Raw genomic sequence first — 22427 nt, 5'->3', positions numbered from 1 at the left:
CCGCCCCGACTCCGAGCGGAAGTCAGCAGCGAGGCGTCACCACGCTCGCCGGTGTCAGCCCCCGCGTGCGGCTCACCTCGCCCGCCCTCGCCGCGTGGCGGGACGCCGGGCCCATGGCGTAGGACGCCGCCAGCATGGCCGTCCCCAGCAGGAGCCAGCCCGGGGTGCCCCATTCGACGAGGAGCCAGGTCAGGAGGAGCGGACCCAGGGTGCGGGCGACGGTGACTCCGGTGCCGAAGAGACCCTGGTACTCGCCGACTCGGTCGGCGGGGGCCAGGTCGAAGGAGAGCTGCCAGGACCCCGCCGACTGCCCCATCTCCGCCACGACCTGCAGCAAGGCCCCCAGCACCAGCACGCCCGCCGCGACCCACGGCGAGGTTCCCGCCGACAGGGCGAACACCGCGCACGCCGCGCACATCACCCACCCCGAGCGGCGCAACACGCGTGTGGCGCTGTCCAGGCCGGTCACCCCGCGCGCCGCCCGCACCTGGAAGAGCGTCACCACGGCGGTGTTGAGCACGAACAGCGCGGAGACCAGCCACGCCGGCGCCCCGGTCCGCGACGTGATCCACAGCGGCAGCACGAGACTGAGCAGCGGAAGCCGCAGCAGCAGCACGGTGTTGAGGAGCGCGACCACCGCGTACGGCCGGTCCCGCAGCACACCGCCGAGCCGCCCACGCCCCTCGGTCGCAGAGGCGATGGAGGCCGCAGACACGGCGGACACGGCAGACTCCGCCGAGGACGGTACCCGGGGCAGCCCGAGCAACAGCAGTGCGCACACCAGGAAGCTCACCGCGTCCACCACGAACACCGCGACGTACGCCGACCTGCTCCCGGCGTGCAGGGCGAGCCCGCCGAGGCCTGCCCCGACCGCCAGACCGGCGTTGAGCGTCGCCTGCAACCGCGCCAGCAGCCCGGTCCGCTCCCTGGCGGGCACCAGCCCGGCCAGCAGCGCCTGCCGCGCCGCCGCGAGCCCGGACTGCGCCGCTGCGTACCCGCACGCCACCAGCACGAACGGCAGGAAGTCCCGCACGAGCGTGAAGGACGCCACCGCCAGCCCGGTCGCCAGCGCCAGCAGCACCGCCGTGCCGCGCGGCCCGCGCCGGTCGGCGAGCCGTCCGAGCGGCACCCCGGCCAGCGAGCCGACCGCCCACCCCACGGTCAGCCCGAGTCCCACGCGCGCGGGAGCGAGTCCGGCGATCTGCGTGAAGTAGAGGGCCGACGTCGTGTAGTAGGCGCCGTCCCCGACCGAGTTGCTCAACTGGGCCAGGGCGAGAAGGCGTTGCGGGGGAGGAGTCCTCATGCCGACGACGCTAGAAGCCGGGTGGACCTGTCGACAGCACCAATCCGACGACGTCTCAGTGGTCCAATCAGGGCCGCCGGCGCGCCGCGCCCAATCGGCCGTCTCGCGTCAGCCCCCGCCCAGCACCCTCGCCAGTACCTCCAGCGCCTCCGGATAGACCCGCTCGCGGGGCGTCCCGTAGCCGACCACCAGCCCCTGCGGGCGGCCCGCGCCGTGTGCGGTGTGCCAGTGCTCGCCGAGCCGGCCGACCGCCAGGCCCTCCGCCTCCGCGCGCGCCAGCACCTCCGCCTCGTCGTCGACCTCCACCAGCGCGTGCAGCCCCGCTGCCACCCCGCGCACGCCCCGGTGAGCACCGAGCCGGTCCAGGAGCAGGTCCCGGCGGCGCCGGTAGCGCAGCCGGGAGGCACGAATGTGGCGGTCGTAGGCGTGGCCGGCGATGAGGTCGGCGAGGGCGAGCTGGCCGATGGACTCGGTGTGGTGGTCGCTGTGCAGCTTGGCGTCGGCGACCGCGTCGACCAGCGCCGGCGGCAGCACCATCCAGCCGAGCCGCAACGCGGGCCCGAGGGTCTTGGAGGCGGTGCCGAGGTAGACGACCTGACCCGGCGCCATCCCCTGGAGCGCCCCGACGGGCTGGCGGTCGTAACGGAACTCGCCGTCGTAGTCGTCCTCGACGATCAGCGCGCCGCACGCGCGTGCCCAGTCCGTCAGAGCCCGTCGGCGCGCCGGATGCAGGGTGACACCCGTCGGGTACTGGTGCGCGGGTGTCACGACGACGGCCCGCACGCCCGCTCCCAGCTCCTCCGTGCGCACCCCGAGGTCGTCGACCGAAGCCGCGGTCACCTCCCCGCCGTTGTGCCGCACGACCTCGCGGTGGAAGGGCAGCCCGGGGTCCTCCATGGCCACCGGCCCGCCCCCCAGCACGCGCGTGAGCAGCGCGAGGCCCTGCACGGACCCGGAAGTGATCACGATCCGTTCCGGCGGCGCGATCACCCCCCGCGTCCGCCCCAGATACTCCGACAGCGCGGTACGCAGCTCCGCCCGCCCGCGCGGTTCGCCGTAGTCGTACGCCGTCGACGGCGCCGCGGCGATCGCCCGGCGCAGGGAACGCAGCCAGACCGCCGCCGGGAACGTCCCGACGTCCGGGCTGCCGGGCCGCAGGTCGAAACGCGGCGCACCCGCGTGCGCGGCCGCGCCGGACGGCTCGGCGGGGCGGTGGGGCAGGGCGGCGACGCGGGTGCCCGAGCCCTGCCGGGCGATCAGGTAGCCCTCGGCGACGAGCTGGTCGTAGGCGGCCTTCACCGTGTTGCGCGAGATGCCGGTCTCGGCCGCGAGCAGCCGGGTGGCCGGCAGCCGCGTCCCGGGTGCCAGCCTTCCGTCGCGCACGGCGTCGCGCAGGGCCCGTTCGAGCCCGGCGCGACGCCCTTCGGCGGGGTCCGCCTCCAGGTGCAGGTCCACACCGGCGCCCCCGAGGGCGAGCGGAACCGCACCGTCGGCGTGATCAGCCATGGATCACGTCCGAAAGGGCTCAGCCCTGGGACCCCTGGAGCGCGGCCATCCACGCTTCGACCTCGTCCGACCTGCGGGGCAGCCCGGCGGACAGGTTGCGGTTGCCGTCCTGCGTGACCAGGATGTCGTCCTCGATGCGCACGCCGATGCCCCGGTACTCCTGCGGGACGGTCAGGTCGTCGGCCTGGAAGTACAGCCCCGGCTCGACGGTCAGCACCATGCCCGGCTCCAGCGTCCCGTCGACGTAGGACTCCACGCGGGCGGCGGCGCAGTCGTGGACGTCCATGCCGAGCATGTGCCCGGTGCCGTGCAGCGTCCAGCGCCGCTGGAGGCCGAGCTCCAGCACCCGCTCCACCGGCCCCTCGACGAGCCCCCACTCCACGAGCCGCTCGGCCAGCACCCGCTGCGCCGCGTCGTGGAAGTCGCGGTACTTTCCGCCCGGCCGCACCGCCGCGATGCCGGCCTCCTGGGCGTCGTACACCGCGTCGTAGATCTTCTTCTGGATGTCGCTGAACCGCCCGTCGACGGGCAGCGTGCGCGTGACGTCGGCGGTGTAGTACGTGTGCGTCTCCACGCCCGCGTCCAGCAGCAGCAGGTCGCCCGGGCGCACGGGCCCGTCGTTGCGCACCCAGTGCAGCGTGCAGGCGTGCGGACCGGCCGCGGCGATGGTGCCGTAGCCGACGTCGTTGCCCTCCACGCGCGCGCGGAGGAAGAACGTGCCCTCGATGTAGCGCTCGGAGGTGGCCTTCGCCTTGTCCAGGACACGCACGACGTCCTCGAAGCCGCGCACGGTGGAGTCGACGGCCTTCTGGAGCTCGCCGATCTCGAACTCGTCCTTGACCAGGCGGGCCTCGGAGAGGAAGACGCGCAGCTCCTCGTCGCGCTCGCCGGTGACCTTGTCGGTCAGCGCCGCCTCGATGCCCGCGTCGTAGCCGCGCACGACGCGCACCGGGCCGCTCGCCTCGCGCAGCGCCTCGGCCAGCTCGCGCACGTCGGAGGCGGGGAGGCCGTACAGCTGCTCCGCCTCGGCGAGGGAGTGACGGCGGCCGACCCACAGCTCGCCCTGGCCGGAGAGCCAGAACTCGCCGTTCTCGCGGTCGGAGCGCGGCAGCAGGTAGATCGTCGCGGTGTGGCCCTCGCCCCGGGGCTCCATGACCAGGACGCCGTCCTCGGTCTGGTTGCCCGTGAGGTAGGCGTACTCCACGGACGCCCGGAAGGGGTACTCCGTGTCGTTCGAGCGGGTCTTGAGGTTGCCCGCGGGGATCACCAGGCGCTCGCCGGGGAAGCGCGCGGAGAGCGCGGCCCGGCGGGCGGCGGTCTCGGCGGCCTGGGCGATCGGCTCCAGTCCGTGCAGCTCGGTGTCGGCCCAGCCGGACTTCATGTTCTCGGCGAGCTCGTCGGACACCCCCGGGTACAGGCCGTTCTTGCGCTGCTTGACGGGCTCCTCGGACTCAGCTTCCGGGGTCTCCGGGGTGAGCTCATCGGCCACGGTCATCCTCCTAGGTAAGGCACTGGACCCCGTCCATCGTACGGTCGTACGGAAGGGGGCCCAGGAGGAGGAAGACCTCGGCCGCCGTCAGTCGAACCGAGCCGCCAGCACCACCACGTCCTCCGCGCTGTCCTGGTCGGCCGCGCCGTCCGGCAGCACCGTGCGCAGCACGTGGTCGGCGATCGCGCCGGGGTCGTGGCGCAGCGCCCGGGGCACCCCGGCCGCCGCGGCGTGCAGCCGGGAGAAGGCGCGGTCGACGCAGTCGCCGGTGCGGTGCAGCAGACCGTCGCTGTAGAGCAGGACCGTCTCGCCGGCTGCGGCCTCCACCTCGACGCTGGGCGCCTCCCAGCAGGCGAGCATGCCGAGCGGGGCGGACACGGACGTCTCGACGAACTCGGTGCGCCGCTCGCCGACCAGCAGCGGCGGGCAGTGTCCGGCTCCGGCCAGGGTGATCTTGCGCAGCGCGGGCTCGCAGTAGGCGAACAGGGCGGTGGCGGAGCGGGCGGGCTCGGTCAGCCGCAGCAGCAGCTCCAGGTCGGACAGGACGGCGACGGGGTCCTCGCCCTCCATCACGGCGTACGCCCGCAGCGAGGCGCGCAGCCGGCCCATCGCGGCGACGGCGCTGGGCCCGGAGCCGGTGACCGAGCCGACCGCCAGGCCGAGGGCCGCGTCGGGCAGCGGCAGCGCGTCGTACCAGTCGCCGCCCCCGCGCGGCCCGGTGCGGTGCCGCGCGGCGAGCTGCACGCCGGCCACCCTCGGCAGCCGGGAGGGCAGCAGCTCCTCGGTCATCGTGGCCATGGACGCGCGCGTGCGCTCGACCTCCAGGAGCCGGGCGAGGTGCTCGGCGGCGTGCCGCACGTACAGGCCGACCAGGTGGCGTCTGCGCTCGTCCGGCTCGGCGGGCTCGTCGTAGAGCCAGACCGCGGCGCCCAGCCGGCCGGCGCGTTCGCCGGCGAGCGGCAGGGCGTAGCTGGCGGCGTAGCCGAGGCGGGCGGCCACCTCGCGGTGGCGGGGGTCGAGGCCGTCCTCGGCGAACAGGTCGGGCTGGGCGATGTCGCCGTCGCCGCCGGGCAGTCCGTCGAGGATGCGCCCGTACGCCGTGGAACTGCGCGGGACGGTCTCGATGTGCCCGAGGTCCGCGCGGCCGAGGCCCAGGCCGATCGTGGTGTCCGGGCCGAGCCCGTCGGCGGGCTCCAGCACGACCAGACCGCGCCGGGCGCCCACGAGGGCGGACCCGGCGCGCAGCAGTTCCTGGAGGGCGTCCGCGAGGCAGTCGGTGCGGGCCAGACGCTCGGTGAGTTCGTGGAGGGTGGTCAGATCCGAGACCCAGCCGGCCAGACGGTCCTGGAGGAGCGCTCCCGCGGCGGGCGGGGCCAGTGGGGCGGGCGGGGCTGCGGGCGCGGGCGCGACAGTGTGTGCGGGCGGGGGAACCGTTGAATCGATTCCGGCCACTTTCGAAGGGTGGGGGGCGTTCATGGCGTCCGGCTCTCGGACCGGTGCGTATTGCTGGGAAGCATCGCAAACCCCCATGTCGTTCTGCGCCGCTAGCAGTGTCTCCACATGTACACGCACTCGAGAGGGGATGTCCAGCATTGTCCTGCTGGGATCGCCGGTGTCAGTGGGGTCGGCGACTTCGTCGGGCACGCTTCCTCCGGCTCCCTTGCGAAACAACGAAGTTGGCTTGAAACTGCCTGAGGTGACGGGTGACTGCGGTCGACTGGGCTTGCTCGACGGAGCGTCACAGCGGTCGTGATGGGTACGTACTCGGTAAGGACCAGAGGTCGTCGGGAGCCACCCGGAACCTGGTGACCGACCCGGGCGTCTTAGCCACCGACGACCGTGCCCCATCCTCCCGTGGCGGAGGCGGAGAGCAGTACGCGGAGCGCAAAAACGCCAGACTTCGCCACCCCTACGCCAGGCCCATGTTCACGATGGGCGCAGTATGGATGCCAGTGGCCGCGGAAGCAGCCGATGTTCGGCCCCCAGGGGTTCCCCTTGTCCACGACAGGGGTGTGATGCGCCAACAGGTACGCACAGTGAAGTGATCGACACACGATGTGATGTGGCCCACGGTGTTGCCAGCGGTGCAACGGAAAGGAACGAGCGCTCATGCGCGAGATCCTCGGAAGGCGACGCAGGCTCCTGTCCCAGCGCAGCGACGGGGGGCCTGAGGCGATCGACGCGGCCCTTACCTTCGCGACGGAATGGCAGTGGCCCGTGCTCCCGGGCGTGACGGCGGACCCGCAGGCGGCGTCCCGCTGCGGCTGCCCCGACCCCAAGTGCCCGGTCCCCGGCGCTCACCCCTTCGACCCCGGCCTCCTGGCGGCCACCACCGACGCGCGCATGGTGCGCTGGTGGTGGACGGACCGGCCGGCCGCCCCGATCGTCCTGGCCACCGGCGGCAGCGCGCCCTGCGCGGTCAGCCTGCCCGCCCTCGCGGCCTCCCGCGCGCTCGCCGCGCTCGACCGCGACGGCATGCGACTCGGCCCGGTCGTCGCCTCGCCCACCCGCTGGGCGATCCTCGTCCGCCCCTACGGCATGGAGCAGTTGGGCGAGCTGCTGTACGCCAAGGACCACGTGCCCGGTTCGCTGCGCTTCCACGGCGACGGCGGCTACCTCGCCCTGCCCCCGTCCGAGACCGGCCAGGGGGAGATCCGCTGGGAGCGGGCCCCGCTGCCCGGCTCGGCCACTCCGTGGGTGCCCGACGTGGAGGCCGTGGTGGACGCGGTCGTCGACGCCCTCACTCGTACGGGTGTGAGCGCGCCCGAGTTGTGAGGGTGTCGGGCGCGCGCCGGACGGAACGGACGCGTTCGCTCGTTATCTTCCGCTTCATGAGCTTGCGTCTCTTCGCCCTCGGGGGCGCTGTGGTGTGCGCGATCGTGCTTCCCCTGGCCATGGCGTCCGCGGGGTCCGTGGACGATGAAGGGGAGTTCGCGGTGAGTCCGCTGCCCCTGGCCGACGACCCTGTGACCGACGGCCGAGCGGGCGGCGGCGCCGTGGGCGCGGCGGGCGGGGGCCGCTCGGGCGTGGCCGGTGCGCACGGTACGCGTGACGCGCACAGTACCGACGACGCGCGGCCGCCCGTCGTCACGCCCTCCGCGTCCCCGCGTCTGCTGGGCCTCGGGCTGGCGACCGGCGCCCGCTGCGGTCCGGAGCTCAGCTCCCCTGAGGGTGTCGAGGCGCAGACCTGTGTGCTGACCCAGGGCGAGGACACGTGGGCGCGCACCTACTACCGCAACTCCACGGGCCGTGCCCTGAACGCCGTACTGAGCTTCATGGGTCCGCACGGGCACACGGTGCAGATGCGCTGCGCGGTGGGCGCGGACGACGAGCCGGGCGCCTGCGAGACGCCCCGTGAGCGCGCGCAGGGCGACGCGGGGGCGTACACGGCGGTCGCGGAGTTCTCGGGCGCAACGGGCGCAACGGGTGCAGCGGACGGCGCGGGTGCCGGCGGATCCACGGCGGGCGCAGGGGGCGCGGCGAGCGCCGGAGCCGCGGGCAGCGCCGGAGGCGGGCCGCTGTTGTTGCGGTCCGGCAGCAACTCCGAGGCTTTCACCGGCAGTTGATGCTCGGCCGTCGGTGCGAGAACGGCACCGGGCATGGAAAGACCCGGTTGCTGGCGACGGGGGATGCACCAGCAACCGGGCTACTCGAACGGTAACAAGAGATCGGCTCCAAGCAAATTCGATCTCCTGTTTTCCTCGGCTTTCCGGACACCGAGCGAACGGCGCATCCGTCGCCGACTCACCTTTTTCACAAGGCAGTTGTGAGGCGGGCCACGCGGGCCGCCCGGTCCGGGGCATTGACCCGTCGGTCAGCCGGACCGGGCCTTGGAGCTGCGCCTCAGCTGAGCGTGACCTGCCGGTTGGTCAGTCCGCCGCGGGCGCGACGCTCCTCGGGGGTGAGCGGCGCGTCGGTGGCCAGGGCGGCGGCGAGCCGCTCGGCGAACTCGGCGGCCGGCTTCTCCACGTCGTCCGCCGAGACGCCGCTCGGCAGGTCCCAGACCGGCACTGTCAGGCCGTGCGCACGGAACGAGCCCACCAGACGCGTGCCCTCCCCGAGGTTCGAACGGCCCGCCGCGTGCAGCCGCGCGAGGGCGTCCAGAAGCTGCTCCTCCGGGTGCGGCATGACCCACCGCAGGTGGTTCTTCTCCGGGGTCTCGCACCAGTACGCGGCGTCCACGCCGGTGAGCTTCACGGTCGGGATCGCCGCCGCGTTGGCCCGCTCCAGGGAGGCCGCCACCTCCGGGGCCGCGTTCTCCGAGTCCGGCACCCAGAACTCGAAACCGCTGTGCACAACTGGCTCGAAGGCGCCTTCGGCGTCCAGCAGGTCCTGCATCCGCGGACCGTCGGCGGGGGCGCGACGGGCCTGGATCGGCGTGCCCGGCTCCGCCTCCAGGGCGCGCTGAAGGGTGTCGGCCATGTCACGGCTGATGTCGCCGGACGCCGTGTCGTTCTGCAGACCGAGCAGGACCGAGCCGTCGTCGCGGCGCAGGGCGGGCCAGGCCATCGGCAGCACCGTGGCGAGGGTGACCGAGGGGACGCCCTCGGGCAGGCCGCCCTTCAGCGGCAGCTCGACCGTGGCGGCGGGGACCAGTTCGCGCAGCGCCACCCAGTCGCACTCGCCCGGCAGGCCCTCGAAGGGGCGCTGCACCAGCTCGGTCGCGGCGTGCGCGGCGGCCCGGCCGTGGCAGGCCTTGTAGCGCCGGCCGCTGCCGCAGGGGCAGGGCTCCCGCGCGCCGACGACCGGGATCTCGCCGTCGGTGAGCTGCGGCCGCCTGGCCGTCGTCTGGTGTCGCTTCTTGGCCATCTGGGTGTCTCCCGGGTACGGCTCGTCTGGTACGGGCGGGAGCCTAGCCGTTCGTACGGGGAGTCAGGGGGACCTGTGGACACTGACGGACGGGCCGGGGCCGGGGCGCCACCGCCGCGCCTCCGGCGAAACCGCCCCGCCCGCCGGTCCCTTCAGCCGGACCTTCAGTCCCGTGAGCCGGAACCCGGTCCGTCAGCCCGACCCTCAGTCCAAGTCGTCGAACGCGTCCGCGAAGTCCAGGCCCGGGATCGTCGACACCGCCGGGGCCGCGACCCGTGAGGCGAAGTCGTCGCGCCGGCAGCCGGCGTCGGGATCGTGGACGTCGGCGTGGACCACCACCCAGACGGTGACCTCGCCGCGGGCGTCGTCCCGCACGCCCCAGTCGTCCGACAGCGCCGTGATGATGTTGAGCCCCCGACCGCCGTGCGCGGTGACCGAGGGGGTGGCCGGGGCCGGGCGGGTCGGGCCGCCGCCGTCGGTGACCTCGACGACCAGCCGGCCGGCGGGATCCACGCACCACGCGGCACGCACGTCACCGTCTCCCGCCAGGGCGTCGCCCAGCGGCCGGCCGTGTTTGCACGCGTTGCTCAACAGTTCGGAAAGGATCAGCAGCGCGTCGTCGATGACCGCTTCGGCGACCCCGCCGCTGCGCAGTTGGTCGCGCATGCGGTGCCGCGCCTTGCCCACGCCCGCAGGGCCATGGGGTACGGCCATGCTCGACGACGTGGGCACCTCCTGTGCCACCACCAACGCCACCCCCGAGACCTCCTTCGCCCCACGCCACGGTGTGGATGCCCCATTGGCCTGTACCGGAAACCGGCCAATCCACGTCCAGGGACGCATTCACAACGATCGAATACGGACCGAACGCGCCGGAGCACACCCCGTGACGGGACGGTCCTCGTGTGGCTTGATTTCTTCGGTGTGGCCGGAAATGGAGGATGCTGCAGGGGGACGGCGCGGTCAAGAGGTGTGGATGCGACTTCTGTGACTTCTGTGATTCCGTATGGATCTTTCGCCTTACGGAATGGTTCTGTCCGCCCGGCCGATTCGACGCCGCCGGATCAGCGGCCCAGGCGCTGGAGCACCGCGCGGGGGCGGTTGGTGATGATGGCGTCGACGCCGAGTCCGACGCAGCGGTCGACGTCCTCCACCTCGTTCACCGTCCACACGTGCACCTGGTGACCGGCCCGCTTCCACCGCTCGATGTACGCGGGGTGAGCGCGCACGACCCGGATCGAGGGGCCCACGATCCCCACCCCGGCCGGCAGCCGCCCGTCCCGCAGGCGGGGCGAGACGAACTGCGTCAGGTAGACCGTCGGCAGTGTCGGCGCGGCGGCGTGCACGCGGTGCAGCGAGCGCGCGGAGAAGCTCATGATCCGCACCGTCGAGTCGGCGGCCGTGGCGGGCGCGTTGAGTCCGAACCTCCTCAGCAGCTCCAGCAGCCGCTCCTCCACCTGCCCCGCCCAGCGCGTCGGGTGCTTCGTCTCGATCGCCAGCTCCACCCGGCGTCCCGCGTCGGCGACGAGTTCCAGCAGGCGCTCCAGGGTGAGGACGGAGGTCGCCTCGCGGTCCTCGGGCCGCACCTCCCAGTCGGGCTCCTCGTCGCGCGTGGTCCACGCCTCCCGCGCCTCCCCCGTCTTCCAGGAGCCGAAGTCCAGGGCGGCGAGGTCGGCGAGCTCCAGCGCGGAGACGGCGCCGCGGCCGTTGGACGTACGGTTGACACGTCGGTCGTGCACACAGACGAGATGGCCGTCCGCGGTGAGCCGTACGTCGCACTCGAGGGCGTCCGCGCCGTCCTCGATCGCCTTCCGGTACGCGGCGAGGGTGTGCTCGGGGGCTTCCTCGGAGGCCCCGCGGTGGGCGACGACTTGAATATGGTGCTGCCGTGCTTGGGTCACCGCGTCATGGTGCCACCGGCGCGGGGTGCGCGTCCGGCCGGTGGGAAAGCCGAATGCCCGGCCGTCGGACCGGTCGTCTGAGAACCGTCTGAATGTTCCGGAGAAGTGACCGGAATACTGGAAAATGTCCTATGTAAAGAATGGCCATGGACCCACAGCCACCGCTTATGGTGCTCTGACGGCCCGTGGGAAAAGCTGAGATGTACAAAAGCACATGCACAGCTGCAGCGCGCCGGGTCGTCGACACGCGCGAACGAGCGTGATCGAAGTGCGACCGAGGACAACAGCCGTGGATCGAGGAGAAGAGCTGTGAGCACCGAGAACGAGGGCACCAACGAGGGCGCCACGGTCCCCCCGGCCCCGTCCGCACCTCCCGTGCCGGTGGAATCTCCCTCGGCCTCCCCCACATCGCAGACGCCCCCGGCCGACGCGGGCGCCCCGACCACCCCGATGCCGTCCACGCCCCCGCCCCCGGCAGCGGCGCCGGCGGGTCCCTACGCCAACGGCGCCCCGTACGGCGCCGCGCCCGCACCCGGTTCCGGCGGCGCACCCGAGGGCGACTGGCCTCCGCCCGCCGCCCCGCAGGGCGCGGGCCCCCAGCACTCCGCGCCGCACGGCGCACCCGCTCACGGCGCGCCCCAGTACCCCGCCCCGCAGCCCGCCACCGCGGCCGAGGGCGGCTGGCCTCCCCCGCCGCCGGCCACGACCGCGTCGTACGACGGCGGCTTCGGCTCCGGCGGCGACGGCGGGTGGGGTTCCTCCTACCAGCAGCCCGAGCCCAAGGCCCGCCGCGGGCGGGGCGGACTCGTCGCGGCGGTGCTGGTGGCCGCGCTGGCCGCCGGCGGCCTCGGCGGCGGTCTCGGCTACACCCTGGCCAAGAACGACGACAGCTCCGGCTCCACCACGGTCTCCGCCTCCGACAGCGGCGGGTCCATCAAGCGCGACCCCGGCACGGTCGCGGCCGTTGCCGCCAAGGCCCTGCCGAGCACGGTCACCATCGAGGCCGAGTCCAGCAACGGCGAGGGCGGCACGGGCACCGGCTTCGTCTTCGACACCCAGGGCCACATCGTCACCAACAACCACGTCGTGGCGGAGGCGGTCGACGGCGGCAAGGTGACCGCCACCTTCCCGACCGGCAAGAAGTACGACGCCGAGGTCGTCGGACACGCCAAGGGCTACGACGTCGCGGTGATCAAGCTCAAGAACGCGCCCTCGGACCTCAAGCCGCTGACCCTCGGCGACTCCGACAAGGTGGCCGTCGGCGACTCGACGATCGCGATCGGCGCGCCCTTCGGCCTCTCCAACACGGTGACCACCGGCATCATCAGCGCCAAGAACCGCCCGGTGGCCTCGTCCGACGGCTCCGGCAGCTCCTCCTCCTACATGAGCGCCCTGCAGACCGACGCCTCGATCAACCCGGGCAACTCCGGCGGTCCGCTGCTGGACGCCCAGGGCAACGTCATCGGCATCAACTCCGCGATCCAGTCCACCGGCAGCGGCGGCCTGGGCGGCGCCGGCCAGTCCGGCTCGATCGGCCTCGGCTTCGCCATCCCGATCAACCAGGCCAAGTACGTCGCCAAGCAGCTGATCAAGACGGGTGAGCCGGTGTACGCCAAGATCGGCGCGTCCGTCTCCCTGGAGGAGTCGACCGACGGCGCGAAGATCACCGACCAGGGCGCGGGCGGCGCGGCCGCGGTCGAGGCCGGCGGTCCCGCAGCCAAGGCGGGCCTCAAGCCTGGTGACGTCATCACCAAGCTCGACGACACGGTGATCGACAGCGGCCCGACCCTCATCGGCGAGATCTGGACCCACGAGCCCGGCGACAAGGTGACGATCACCTACGAGCGGGGCGGCAAGACCCAGACGGTCGACCTCACCCTCGGCTCCCGCAAGGGCGACAACTGACCACGAGGCCATGCCGCGAGACGCGGCAATGAGTGAGGCGGTCTGCCGGATCCAGGATTCCGGCAGACCGCCTCACTCGTCGCGAGCCACCGGATCAGAGGAGCGCGCCGTCGGTGATCTTTGTGGCCATGCCGTTCTTGATCACGACCTCGGCTTCCACGCCGTTCTTGGAGGCCTTCTCCAGGTCGGCCTCCTCGCACGGGGCGTCCACCTTCGAGCCGGCGGTGCCGCAGATCTGGCCACCGCCCAGAATCACCGTGTCCTCGGCGAGGAAGAACGCCTGCTGCTCACCGCCGGAGCCCTTGGCCGCAGGACCGTCGACCAGGTACTTGCCGGGTGCCACGTACCGCACGATGCCGTACCAGGTGCCGCTGACGCCCTTGCCCTTGTCGATGCCCTCCACGACGGTCTCGCCGGAGTCGGACGTGCTCCCGGACCCGGACTTGCTGCTGCCGCCGGACGTCTTCCCGGACCCCGAGGTGCTGCCACTGCCGGACGTGCTGCTGCCGCCGGACGTCTTCCCGGAACCGGAGGGAGACGCGGAGGTGCCGCTGACGCCGGTGGCACCGGACTTGCTCGCCGCCGCGGACGTGGCGGCCTTGCTGGAGGAGCTGTCGGCGGCGTCGTCGCCCTGGTTGCACGCCGTCATCAGCAGGGTGGAACCCAGGAGCGCGGCGGAGACGAGGAAGGCCTTGCGACGGTTGCGGATCATGGGTCAAGTCCCCCGAATGGTCGATCGGTTGGGGCTGAGGTGTGCTCAGTCCCTCAGTGCGTCTTCGATCATTAGAGGGGTCCGGGAACCGAACGGATGCCTCGATCTCTGAGTCAGGACAACATCGGCACAGTCCCGTTACAAGATCAACTGCAGGTCACGGACTCCGGGGGCGGACCACGTGTGGACCACACCCCCCGAGCAGTGCCCGCGCCCGGTAGTCTGTACCCGCTCCACCCCAGGTGGGCAGGGGCGCAGGTGGGTTGCCCGAGCGGCCTAAGGGAACGGTCTTGAAAACCGTCGTGGCAGCGATGTCACCGTGGGTTCAAATCCCACACCCACCGCAGATGAACGGCCCCCGACCAGGTAGTACGGTCGGGGGCCGTCGCCTTGTCCGGTGCCCGTCCGGCACCGCCGTTCCCCGTGGTTTCCCGCCCTGTCGGGCACGGATGGGGCACGGGCGGGCACGCCCTGCGGACTGGTGATCGCCGCAATCGAGGTCGCCGCAGCTGCCGCGTCGGGGCCTCGCCCCGCCGGCCTGTGCGGCAGTCGAACTGTGGGTGTTCGCGCGAAAGTTGGCGAGATATGACGGCGCGGGGGCCGCGTCGGGCGGGTGGGTGCCATGATCACTCAGCCGCTGCGCACCTCGGGCATGCCGTCCGGCACTGCCGGGCCGTGGCGTGGCGGCGTGACCAACGGAAGGGGACCGGCATGCGCAAACTCGTTCACTACATCGCCACCACTCTCGACGGCTTCATCGCGGGCCCGGACGGCGGGGACCCCACCGGTCCCGACGGCTTCTGGCCCATCACCGAGGACTACATACAGCACCTCGTGGCCGAGTATCCGGAGACGCTCCCCGTCCAGGCCCGGCAGGCCCTGTCCGTCACGGCGGAGGGCACGCACTTCGACACCGTGCTCGAAGGGAGGCGCAGCTATGAGATCGGTCTTGCGGCGGGCATCACCGACGCCTACCCCCACCTGCGTCACCTGGTGTTCTCCCGGACCCTGACCGAGAGCCCGGACCCGGCCGTCGAACTGGTGGCAGACGACCCGGTGGCGACCGTGCGCGCACTCAAGCAGCAGGACGGCAAGGACATCTGGCTCCTGGGCGGTGCCGAACTCGCGGGCTCCCTGTACGCCGAGATCGACGCGCTCATCCTCAAGGTCGGGCCGCTGACCATCGGTGACGGGATACCGCTGTTCTCCCGCAAGGCCGCTTTCGACCCCCGCTCCTGGACACTCGCCGACCACGCCGTCCTCAAGAGCGGCGCGGTGTTCCTCTCCTACACGCGCGCCGACAGCTGAACGCCCCGGACCGGTACGCCTCGCCGGGTACGGGTTCGCTCCGCTGAGGCTGTCAGGATCCCAGGGCGGGGCCGTCGTCTGTGCGGTCGCCGCCGTCGGTCCGCGGGCACAGGATGGAAGTGATGCCCTGCAAGCGGCCCGGCGCCCTCGGTGCCGGGGTCCAGCCGCGGAAGGAGGTGTGGCGGTATGCCCAAGTTCATGGACGTCCACCACGGGATGAAGGACATCACGGCCGACCGGCTGAGGGAGGCACATCAGGACGACCTCGCCATAGAGGGGCAGGAAGGCGTCCACTTCGAGAAGGCCTGGGCGGACCCGGAGTCCGGGACGGTCTACTGCCTGTCCGAGGCTCCCTCGGCCGAAGCGGTGCAGCGCATTCACGAACGCACCGGACACCCGGCCGACGAGATCCACCCCGTTCCCCTCACCGTGTGAACCGCGCCCCCGCCTGCGAAGAGCCTCAGGCGGGGGACACCGTCACCTCTCGCCGCCCGTCATCCGGGCCGCCGAAGTCACCGTGGCCTGGGCCTCCTGGGGGGACAGGCCCGTGCGCACCGCCGCCGTGATCAGGGGTTCGCTCAGGGCCGGGCCCAGGCCTGACTCGTAGGCGCGGCAGGCTGCCCAGAAGAGGCGGGTGTTGCGCTGGCCCTCGTGGGCGGTGAGGACGAAGTTGATCAGGCCGTCGCCCCGTGCGTCGCCCTGCTGGGAAGCGGCGTGGGTGCGGGGCGGGGGCAGGAGGAGGCGCAGGAGAGGGCGGGGGCAGGGCGCCGGCGGGAGGTGGGCCGTGCCGGGTGCCGTGGTGTAGACGCCGTGGGCGGTGTGGGAGCCGGGGCCCACCAGGTAGCCGCCGGCGCCGCGGATGTCGATGCCGGGGGCCAGGCGGCCGGCCGAGTTGGGGACGGCGACGTCCGGTGGGCCGGTGAGCCAGAGGTGGCGGCCGCCGGACGGGGTGCGTACGACGACCGTGGGCGGGATCGTGAACAGGTGGCGCAGCGCCAGCTCCCGCAGGGCCGACGTGGCGTCCGTGCCGGACTTCGTGTCGAGGTCGACGCCGATGAGGTGGTGCGGGGGCAGGCCGCAGGCGATGCCGTAGCCCGTGGCCCATGGGGCGCGGGCGAAGAGGTCACGGACGCGGGCCGGGTCGGTGGAGGCGTCGTGGACGCCGTGGCCGGGGCGACCGCACTCGCCGTGGCAGGGCGGGGCCGTCGGGTCGTCGCCGCGGTGCGGGGAGCGCAGGGCCGGGAGCTTCGTCCGGGACAGGGGGATGACGGCCAGGCCGCGTTCGGCGGCCGACAGGGCGTGGGCGAGGGCCAGGGTGCTGGCCTGCCGGGGGTACCGGTCGGTGGTGGCCATGCGTTCATTTTCGTATGTGTGTTCGAACAAGGCAAGAGGGTTCGCGCTGCGACGCGCCGAGGGTGAAAGCGGCGAGACGAAAGCGGGGTGGCTTGCGCCGGAACGGTTCTTCGCTTGACCGGACCGGCGATCCTGCGTCCGGGTTGCCGGGGATTGTGAGCTTGGTGAGTAGATGAGCGCCAATGGTGGTTTATCGACTTGTCCTCACGCTTGCGTGCTAATCGAGGTCCCAGGGAGGCTGCCGACGGGATTCTCTGGGCAACTCTGGCCATGCGACGCCGTCGCCGCACCGGTCGGCCGACGCACCGCTCACGATCTGCCGCGCAGCCCCTGTCCTGGAGGAACCTCATGGCAAGCACCCGCACCGCCCGCCTCATCGCCGCCGTCTCCGCTCGCAGAACGCCGTCGGCCCGGGCGTCGCGCACCAGAGCAACTCCGCACAGATCAGGGGCTCCGCCGCCACAGCCGTCAGTCAGGGCGACAGGAGTGCCGGGGTAGGGGATGTGGGGGGTCACGCGTCTGCGCGGCGATGCTTCGGCGTCGCCGCGCAGACGCGCGTGCGGGACGTGAACAACCTTGACACGGCAACGTATCTGACGGACAGTCAGAAACCTCCGCGGCACGGTTCTGCGACGCGAGGGGGCGGTGGCGAGGATGAGTGACGGGGCGGACGGTCTCCAGGCTCGGCTGAAGGCGTACGAGGGCCGGCCCGCCGCGGTCGCCGGCGTCGGCCGGGACCCCGTCAACCTGCCCATGATCCGGCACTGGTGCGAGGCGATGGGCGACGCCAACCCCGCGTACACGGGGCCGGAGGCCGTCGCGCCGGCCACCATGCTCCAGGCGTGGATCATGAGCGGGCTGGGGGGCGACGAACCTGTCGGCAAGAGCAGTTCGGGCCGGGCGCGGGAGTACGAGGAGCTGCTGGCCCTCCTCGACGAGGCCGGCTGCACCGCCGTCGTCGCCACCGACTGCGAGCAGGAGTACGTCCGCCCCCTGCGGCCGGGCGACGAGGTCGCCTTCGACACGGTGATCGAGTCGGTCTCCGCCCGCAAGACGACCGCCCTCGGCGCGGGGCACTTCGTGACCACCCGGACGGACGTGCGCGTCGACGGTGAACTGGTCGGCACGCACCGCTTCCGCATCCTCAAGTACGCGCCGGCGCAACGGAAACCGAGGGAACGCCGCCCTCGCCCGGTGATCAACCGGGACAACGCCGGCTTCTGGGAAGGCGTCCGCGAGCATCGCCTCCTCATCCAGCGCTGCACCGCCTGCGACACCCTGCGCTTCCCCTGGCTGCCCGGCTGCAACGCCTGCGGCGGGCAGGAATGGGACACCGTCGAGGCGAGCGGCGACGGCTCCGTCTTCTCCTACGTCGTGATGCACCACCCGCCCTTCCCGGCCTTCGACCCGCCCTACGCGGTCGGCCTGATCGAACTCGCCGAGGGTGTGCGGATCGTCAGCGACGTGGTCGGCGTGCCCTGTGACAAGGTGCGCGTCGGGATGCCCGTAAGGCTCGAATTCAGGCGCTACGACGAGGAGTTGGTGCTGCCGGTCTTCGAGGCGGTGGCGATGTGAGGCCCGGGGACGAGCTGGGGCCGCTGGAAGTGCCCGTCACCCGCACGCTGATCGTCGCCGGGGCGGTCGCCTCGCGCGACTTCCAGGACGTGCACCACGACCCGGAGGCCGCCCGCGAGAAGGGCTCCCCCGACGTCTTCATGAACATCCTCACCACCAACGGCCTGGTCGGCCGCTTCATCACCGACCACTTCGGTCCGACGGCGGTGCTGCGCAGGGTCGCCATCCGGCTCGGGGCGCCCAACTACCCGGGGGACACGATGGTGTTGCGGGGCACGGTGGAGGAGGTCGACGGCCGCACGGCGGTGGTGCGGGTCCTGGGCGAGAACGGCCACGGGCGGCACGTCACCGGCACGGTCACCGTCACCGTCCCCGGCGGCGGGGACGAGCGGCCGGCCGGAGGCGTCGTATGAGCGTCCGCACGCGGGACCTCCTGGGCGGGCGGGCCGCCGTCGCCGGCATCGGGGCGACCGAGTTCTCCAAGGACTCAGGGCGCAGCGAGCTGCGGCTGGCGGTGGAGGCGGTGCGGGCGGCGCTGGACGACGCCGGCCTCACGGCGGCGGACGTGGACGGCCTGGTGACGTTCACCATGGACACCAGCCCGGAGATCACCGTGGCCCAGGCGTGCGGTATGGGCGAACTGTCCTTCTTCTCCCGCGTCCACTACGGCGGCGGCGCGGCCTGCGCGACCGTCCTGCAGGCCGCGCTCGCCGTCGCCGCCGGGGTCGCCGACGTCGTTGTCTGCTACCGCGCCTTCAACGAGCGCTCGGGCCGCCGTTTCGGCTCGGGCGTACGGCAGAGGGAGCCGTCGGCGGAGGGCACGGCGCTCGGGTGGACGCTGCCGTTCGGGCTGCTCACCCCCGCCTCCTGGGTGGCGATGGCGGCGCAACGCTACCTGCACGCGTACGGGCTGACCCCGGAGGCGTTCGGGCACGTGGCCGTCACCGCGCGCCGCCACGCGGCGGCGAATCCGGCGGCGTACTTCCACGGCAGGCCGATCACCCTGGCCGAGCACGCGGCCTCCCGCTGGATCGTCGAGCCGCTGCGGCTGCTGGACTGCTGCCAGGAGACCGACGGCGGGCAGGCGCTGGTCGTCACCTCGGTGGAGCGCGCCCGGGACCTGCGGCATCCGCCCGCCGTCGTGGCCGCTGCGGCCCAGGGCGCGGGCCGGGCGCAGGAGCAGATGACCAGTTTCTACCGCGACGACCTGACCGGCCTGCCGGAGATGGGCGTGGTCGCCCGCCAGCTGTGGCGGACCTCGGGCCTCGCGCCCGCCGACATCGACGTGGGGATTCTGTACGACCACTTCACGCCGTTCGTGCTGGCGCAGCTGGAGGAGTTCGGGTTCTGCCCGCCCGGCGAGGCCGCCGCCTTCGTGGCCGAGGACCGCCTCCCGCTCAACACCCATGGGGGACAGCTCGGCGAGGCGTACCTCCACGGTATGAACGGCATAGCGGAGGCTGTACGCCAGTTGCGGGGCACGTCGGTGAACCAGGTGCCGGGCGCGGCACGCACCCTGGTGACGGCGGGCACGGGTGTGCCGACCTCGGGCCTGGTGCTCGTCGCCGACGACTGAGCAGCCGGGCGACTGAGCAGCCGGACGGCTGGGTGGTTGGGCGGCGAGCAAGCGCGAGGACTGCCACCCGGCCGGGCGGCACTGAAGCGTGAGGACGGCTGACCGGCCGCGCCGTGCACGACCGCGCCCCCTCGGGGACGCCCCGCCGCCCGTCCACCTTCAGGAGGTCGAACCGGCTCCACCCCTACAACCTGAGAGGGACCCGGCTTCGGCACCTGCGGCCGATCCGCCGGGCGGGGCGCGAACCTAGCGTGGAGGCATGACCACACCCGTCTGCACCAGCGCGTCCAACATGAGGCGGCCCGCGCCGTACCCGTCGTTCGCGTCGTACGTCAGGGCCCGTCAGCCGGTGCTGCTGCGCACCGCCCGGTCGCTGACCGCGAACCCGAGCGACGCGGAGGACCTGCTGCAGACCGCGCTGGCCAAGACGTACGTCGCGTGGGAGCGGATCGAGGACCACCGGGCGGTCGACGGGTACGTCCGCCGGGCCCTGGTCAACACGCGCACGTCGCAGTGGCGCAAGCGCAGGGTCGACGAGTTCGCGTGCGACGAGCTGCCCGAGCCGGAGCCGCTGCCGGGCGGGACCGATCCGGCCGAGCAGCAGGCGCTGCACGACGCGATGTGGCGGGCGATCATGCGGCTGCCGGCGCGGCAGCGGGCGATGGTAGTCCTCAGGTACTACGAGGATCTGAGCGAGGCGCAGACGGCGGAGGTGCTCGGCGTCTCGGTCGGCACGGTGAAGTCGGCGGTGTCCCGGGCTCTGGGCAAGCTCCGGGAGGACCCTGAGCTGGACGTTGTTCGATAGCGTGCTGAACTGGGCATTCGGGACGCGCTTCAACGGATCCTGAGCGATCCGGGCACCGATCCCTGACGAGTCCTGATCGATCATCGCCCCCCTAGTGACATACCGCGCGGTATGTGCGCAGAATCAGCGCAACCGTTACCACCGCGTAGGCAATGTCGCCGCACCTGGGAGGACGCCGTGCTGAGCACCATGCAGGATGTACCGCTGCTGATCTCGAGGATCCTGACTCACGGATCCACGATCCACGGCACATCGCAGGTGACCACCTGGACCGGCGAGGGTGAACCGCACCGCCGCTCCTTCGCCGAGATCGGCGCCCGGGCCGCCCAGCTCGCGCACGCCCTGCGCGACGACCTCGGGGTGACCGGCGACGAACGGGTGGCGACGCTCGCCTGGAACAACGCCGAACACGTCGAGGCCTACTTCGCGATCCCCTCGATGGGCGCCGTCCTCCACACCCTGAACCTGCGTCTGCCCGCCGAGCAGCTCACCTGGATCGTCAACCACGCCGCGGACAGGGTCGTGATCGCCAACGGCTCGCTGCTGCCGCTGCTGGCCCCGCTGCTCCCGCACCTCAAGACGGTCGAGCACGTGGTCGTCACCGGCCCCGGCGACCGCTCCCTCCTCGCCGGCGCGAGCGTCCGGGTGCACGAGTACGAGGACCTGATCGCCGGCAAGCCCACCGCCTACGACTGGCCCGAGCTGGACGAACGCCAGGCCGCCGCCATGTGCTACACCTCCGGCACCACGGGCGACCCCAAGGGCGTGGTCTACAGCCACCGCTCCATCTACCTGCACTCCATGCAGGTGAACATGGCCCAGTCGATGGGCCTCACCGACCAGGACACCTCGCTCGTCGTGGTCCCCCAGTTCCACGTCAACGCCTGGGGCCTGCCGCACGCCACCTTCATGACCGGCGTCAACATGCTGATGCCGGACCGCTTCCTCCAGCCCGGCCCGCTCGCCGAGATGATCGAGAGCGAGAAGCCGACCCACGCGGCCGCCGTCCCCACCATCTGGCAGGGTCTGCTGGCCGAGCTCACCGCCAAGCCGCGCGACGTCTCCTCCCTCACCCAGGTCACCATCGGCGGCTCCGCGTGTCCGCCCTCCCTGATGACGGCCTTCGACAACCTGGGCATGCGGGTCTGCCACGCCTGGGGCATGACGGAGACCTCCCCGCTCGGCACCATCGCCCGTCCGCCGGCCGCCGCGGTCGGCACCGACGAGGAGTTCGCCTACCGCCTCACCCAGGGCCGCTTCCCGGCCGGCGTCGAGGCCCGCCTCACCGGCCCCGGCGGCGAACGCCTCGCCTGGGACGGCGAGTCCGCGGGCGAGCTGGAGGTGCGCGGCCCGTGGATCGCCGGCGCCTACTACAACGGCCCCGACGCCGAACCCCTGCGTCCCGCCGACAAGTTCAGCGAGGACGGCTGGCTCAAGACCGGCGACGTCGGCATCATCTCCCCCGAGGGCTTCCTCACCCTCACCGACCGCGCCAAGGACGTCATCAAGTCCGGCGGCGAGTGGATCTCGTCGGTGGACCTGGAGAACGCGCTGATGTCCCACCCGGACGTCGCCGAGGCCGCCGTGGTCGCGGTCCCCGACGCCAAGTGGGGCGAGCGCCCGCTGGCCACCGTCGTCCTCAGGGAGGGCGCCGCCGCCGACTTCGAGAGCCTGCGCGCCTTCCTCGCCGAGGAGGGCAAGATCGCCAAGTGGCAGCTCCCGGAGCGCTGGACGATCGTCGAGACGGTCCCGAAGACCAGCGTGGGCAAGTTCGACAAGAAGAAGATTCGTGAAGCACACAGGTCGGGGGAGCTGGACGTCACCACTCTCAGCTGACCTCAACAGCAGTCAGGAGCCCCCGACCCGGTAAGTCGGGGGCTCCTGTCGTGCGCTTGCCCGAGCCGGGACGGTGACAAGCGCTCCGCGGCGGTCGGTTGACGCGGTCGGACCAGCCGGCCGGGAGCTCGCCGGGGCGACGGAGACGATTTCGCGAAGATCACCCTCTTCGAGTACGTCGGCGCCGACGACGATTCCGGGTGGGACGCGCTGCCCGCCTGGCCGAGTTGCTCAGCTTCCTTGAGGTGGACCAGCGCCGCCGGGTTCGCGGTCTGCGTGCGGGGCGGGTGCAGGGCGGCGGCGACCGGCGTCGGCGCCGCGCGGGGCCAGGCGCGTGTCCGGGCGTGCG

The 22427-nt window shown here is 72.5% G+C and carries 19 protein-coding genes and 1 tRNA gene; 11 read left to right on the top strand and 9 right to left on the bottom strand.

What is annotated here, in order from left to right; translation table 11 throughout:
* Positions 1-22: 22 nt before the first annotated feature.
* The 4 genes from ACFYXA_RS24870 to ACFYXA_RS24855 form a co-directional block, all read right to left on the bottom strand.
* Entirely contained in the window at positions 23-1303 is a 1281-nt protein-coding gene (locus ACFYXA_RS24870; RefSeq protein WP_389036455.1) for an MFS transporter, read from the bottom strand.
* Positions 1304-1411: 108 nt separating this feature from the next.
* Positions 1412-2809: a PLP-dependent aminotransferase family protein gene (locus tag ACFYXA_RS24865; protein WP_389036452.1), complete on the bottom strand. Its 1398-nt coding sequence runs from the start codon at positions 2807-2809 to the stop codon at positions 1412-1414.
* 19 nt (positions 2810-2828) lie between these two features.
* A complete protein-coding gene (locus ACFYXA_RS24860; protein WP_389036449.1) occupies positions 2829-4298 on the bottom strand; it encodes an aminopeptidase P family protein in 1470 nt (489 codons plus the stop codon).
* An 87-nt stretch (positions 4299-4385) separates the two neighbouring features.
* On the bottom strand, positions 4386-5891 hold the full coding sequence (locus tag ACFYXA_RS24855; protein WP_352252001.1) for a PP2C family protein-serine/threonine phosphatase: 1506 nt from the start codon (positions 5889-5891) through the stop codon (positions 4386-4388).
* 516 nt (positions 5892-6407) lie between these two features.
* Here ACFYXA_RS24855 and ACFYXA_RS24850 point away from each other — a divergent pair.
* Both ACFYXA_RS24850 and ACFYXA_RS24845 read left to right on the top strand, forming a co-directional pair.
* Complete coding sequence (locus ACFYXA_RS24850; protein ID WP_351094312.1) at positions 6408-7073, top strand: bifunctional DNA primase/polymerase; 666 nt, start codon at positions 6408-6410, stop codon at positions 7071-7073.
* A 56-nt stretch (positions 7074-7129) separates the two neighbouring features.
* The gene (locus tag ACFYXA_RS24845; RefSeq protein WP_389036445.1) at positions 7130-7864 is read left to right on the top strand and encodes a hypothetical protein; all 735 of its coding nucleotides are present in this window, start codon (positions 7130-7132) and stop codon (positions 7862-7864) included.
* 277 nt (positions 7865-8141) lie between these two features.
* Here the strand turns inward: ACFYXA_RS24845 and ACFYXA_RS24840 are convergent, their stop codons facing one another.
* From ACFYXA_RS24840 to ACFYXA_RS24830, 3 genes are all read right to left on the bottom strand, one after another.
* Positions 8142-9107 carry a DUF5926 family protein gene (locus ACFYXA_RS24840; protein WP_130439291.1) on the bottom strand — a complete coding sequence of 322 codons (966 nt, stop codon included), beginning with the start codon at positions 9105-9107 and terminating at the stop codon, positions 8142-8144.
* Positions 9108-9311: 204 nt separating this feature from the next.
* Positions 9312-9950 (bottom strand): ATP-binding protein, encoded by a 639-nt coding sequence (locus ACFYXA_RS24835; protein ID WP_351094316.1) that lies wholly within the window; start codon positions 9948-9950, stop codon positions 9312-9314.
* Between the two features lie 221 nt (positions 9951-10171).
* Positions 10172-11008 (bottom strand): glycerophosphodiester phosphodiesterase family protein, encoded by an 837-nt coding sequence (locus tag ACFYXA_RS24830; RefSeq protein WP_389036441.1) that lies wholly within the window; start codon positions 11006-11008, stop codon positions 10172-10174.
* Between the two features lie 309 nt (positions 11009-11317).
* On the opposite strand from ACFYXA_RS24830, the gene ACFYXA_RS24825 reads away from it, so the two are divergent.
* Positions 11318-12913 (top strand): trypsin-like peptidase domain-containing protein, encoded by a 1596-nt coding sequence (locus tag ACFYXA_RS24825; protein WP_389036438.1) that lies wholly within the window; start codon positions 11318-11320, stop codon positions 12911-12913.
* Positions 12914-13007: 94 nt separating this feature from the next.
* On the opposite strand, the gene ACFYXA_RS24820 is transcribed toward ACFYXA_RS24825, so the two are convergent.
* Entirely contained in the window at positions 13008-13625 is a 618-nt protein-coding gene (locus ACFYXA_RS24820; RefSeq protein WP_389036435.1) for a hypothetical protein, read from the bottom strand.
* Positions 13626-13882: 257 nt separating this feature from the next.
* Between ACFYXA_RS24820 and ACFYXA_RS24815 the strand changes: the two genes are divergently transcribed.
* From ACFYXA_RS24815 to ACFYXA_RS24805, 3 genes are all read left to right on the top strand, one after another.
* A tRNA-Ser gene (locus ACFYXA_RS24815) sits at positions 13883-13969 on the top strand.
* 367 nt (positions 13970-14336) lie between these two features.
* Positions 14337-14933, top strand: a complete 597-nt coding sequence (locus tag ACFYXA_RS24810; protein WP_389036432.1) for a dihydrofolate reductase family protein — start codon at positions 14337-14339, stop codon at positions 14931-14933.
* A gap of 186 nt (positions 14934-15119) precedes the next feature.
* Positions 15120-15368: an SCO4226 family nickel-binding protein gene (locus tag ACFYXA_RS24805; protein ID WP_130439304.1), complete on the top strand. Its 249-nt coding sequence runs from the start codon at positions 15120-15122 to the stop codon at positions 15366-15368.
* Positions 15369-15410: 42 nt separating this feature from the next.
* On the opposite strand, the gene ACFYXA_RS24800 is transcribed toward ACFYXA_RS24805, so the two are convergent.
* Positions 15411-16286, bottom strand: coding sequence for a bifunctional DNA primase/polymerase (locus ACFYXA_RS24800; RefSeq protein ID WP_389036429.1), 876 nt, complete (start codon positions 16284-16286; stop codon positions 15411-15413).
* 654 nt (positions 16287-16940) lie between these two features.
* Between ACFYXA_RS24800 and ACFYXA_RS24795 the strand changes: the two genes are divergently transcribed.
* The 5 genes from ACFYXA_RS24795 to ACFYXA_RS24775 all read left to right on the top strand — a co-directional run bounded on the left by ACFYXA_RS24795 (position 16941) and on the right by ACFYXA_RS24775 (position 22078).
* On the top strand, positions 16941-17861 hold the full coding sequence (locus tag ACFYXA_RS24795; protein ID WP_389036426.1) for a bifunctional MaoC family dehydratase N-terminal/OB-fold nucleic acid binding domain-containing protein: 921 nt from the start codon (positions 16941-16943) through the stop codon (positions 17859-17861).
* A complete protein-coding gene (locus ACFYXA_RS24790; protein ID WP_389036423.1) occupies positions 17858-18274 on the top strand; it encodes a MaoC/PaaZ C-terminal domain-containing protein in 417 nt (138 codons plus the stop codon). Before ACFYXA_RS24795 ends, ACFYXA_RS24790 begins: the two co-directional genes overlap by 4 nt.
* On the top strand, positions 18271-19437 hold the full coding sequence (locus ACFYXA_RS24785; protein ID WP_389036420.1) for a lipid-transfer protein: 1167 nt from the start codon (positions 18271-18273) through the stop codon (positions 19435-19437). The genes ACFYXA_RS24790 and ACFYXA_RS24785 overlap by 4 nt, the downstream gene beginning before the upstream one ends.
* A 259-nt stretch (positions 19438-19696) precedes the next feature.
* Complete coding sequence (locus tag ACFYXA_RS24780; RefSeq protein ID WP_352251992.1) at positions 19697-20242, top strand: SigE family RNA polymerase sigma factor; 546 nt, start codon at positions 19697-19699, stop codon at positions 20240-20242.
* 177 nt (positions 20243-20419) lie between these two features.
* Positions 20420-22078, top strand: a complete 1659-nt coding sequence (locus ACFYXA_RS24775; protein ID WP_352251994.1) for a long-chain fatty acid--CoA ligase — start codon at positions 20420-20422, stop codon at positions 22076-22078.
* The last annotated feature ends 349 nt before the right edge of the window (positions 22079-22427 follow it).

This window comes from Streptomyces sp. NPDC002566 (assembly GCF_042889585.1).
Taxonomy (GTDB): Bacteria; Actinomycetota; Actinomycetes; order Streptomycetales; family Streptomycetaceae; genus Streptomyces.
Note: the sequence above shows the minus strand (reverse complement) of the source record. Positions and strands in the feature narration are given on the sequence as shown.

Excerpts from the sequence above, each read along its gene's own strand:
- ACFYXA_RS24870 (WP_389036455.1), bottom strand. The coding sequence starts at position 1,303 with ATGAGGACTCCTCCCCCGCAACGCCTTCTCGCCCTGGCCCAGTTGAGC.
- ACFYXA_RS24865 (WP_389036452.1), bottom strand. The coding sequence starts at position 2,809 with ATGGCTGATCACGCCGACGGTGCGGTTCCGCTCGCCCTCGGGGGCGCC.
- ACFYXA_RS24855 (WP_352252001.1), bottom strand. The coding sequence starts at position 5,891 with ATGCTGGACATCCCCTCTCGAGTGCGTGTACATGTGGAGACACTGCTA.
- ACFYXA_RS24850 (WP_351094312.1), top strand. The coding sequence starts at position 6,408 with ATGCGCGAGATCCTCGGAAGGCGACGCAGGCTCCTGTCCCAGCGCAGC.
- ACFYXA_RS24845 (WP_389036445.1), top strand. The coding sequence starts at position 7,130 with ATGAGCTTGCGTCTCTTCGCCCTCGGGGGCGCTGTGGTGTGCGCGATC.
- ACFYXA_RS24840 (WP_130439291.1), bottom strand. The coding sequence starts at position 9,107 with ATGGCCAAGAAGCGACACCAGACGACGGCCAGGCGGCCGCAGCTCACC.
- ACFYXA_RS24835 (WP_351094316.1), bottom strand. The coding sequence starts at position 9,950 with ATGCGTCCCTGGACGTGGATTGGCCGGTTTCCGGTACAGGCCAATGGG.
- ACFYXA_RS24820 (WP_389036435.1), bottom strand. The coding sequence starts at position 13,625 with ATGATCCGCAACCGTCGCAAGGCCTTCCTCGTCTCCGCCGCGCTCCTG.
- ACFYXA_RS24810 (WP_389036432.1), top strand. The coding sequence starts at position 14,337 with ATGCGCAAACTCGTTCACTACATCGCCACCACTCTCGACGGCTTCATC.
- ACFYXA_RS24805 (WP_130439304.1), top strand. The coding sequence starts at position 15,120 with ATGCCCAAGTTCATGGACGTCCACCACGGGATGAAGGACATCACGGCC.
- ACFYXA_RS24800 (WP_389036429.1), bottom strand. The coding sequence starts at position 16,286 with ATGGCCACCACCGACCGGTACCCCCGGCAGGCCAGCACCCTGGCCCTC.
- ACFYXA_RS24795 (WP_389036426.1), top strand. The coding sequence starts at position 16,941 with ATGAGTGACGGGGCGGACGGTCTCCAGGCTCGGCTGAAGGCGTACGAG.
- ACFYXA_RS24785 (WP_389036420.1), top strand. The coding sequence starts at position 18,271 with ATGAGCGTCCGCACGCGGGACCTCCTGGGCGGGCGGGCCGCCGTCGCC.
- ACFYXA_RS24780 (WP_352251992.1), top strand. The coding sequence starts at position 19,697 with ATGACCACACCCGTCTGCACCAGCGCGTCCAACATGAGGCGGCCCGCG.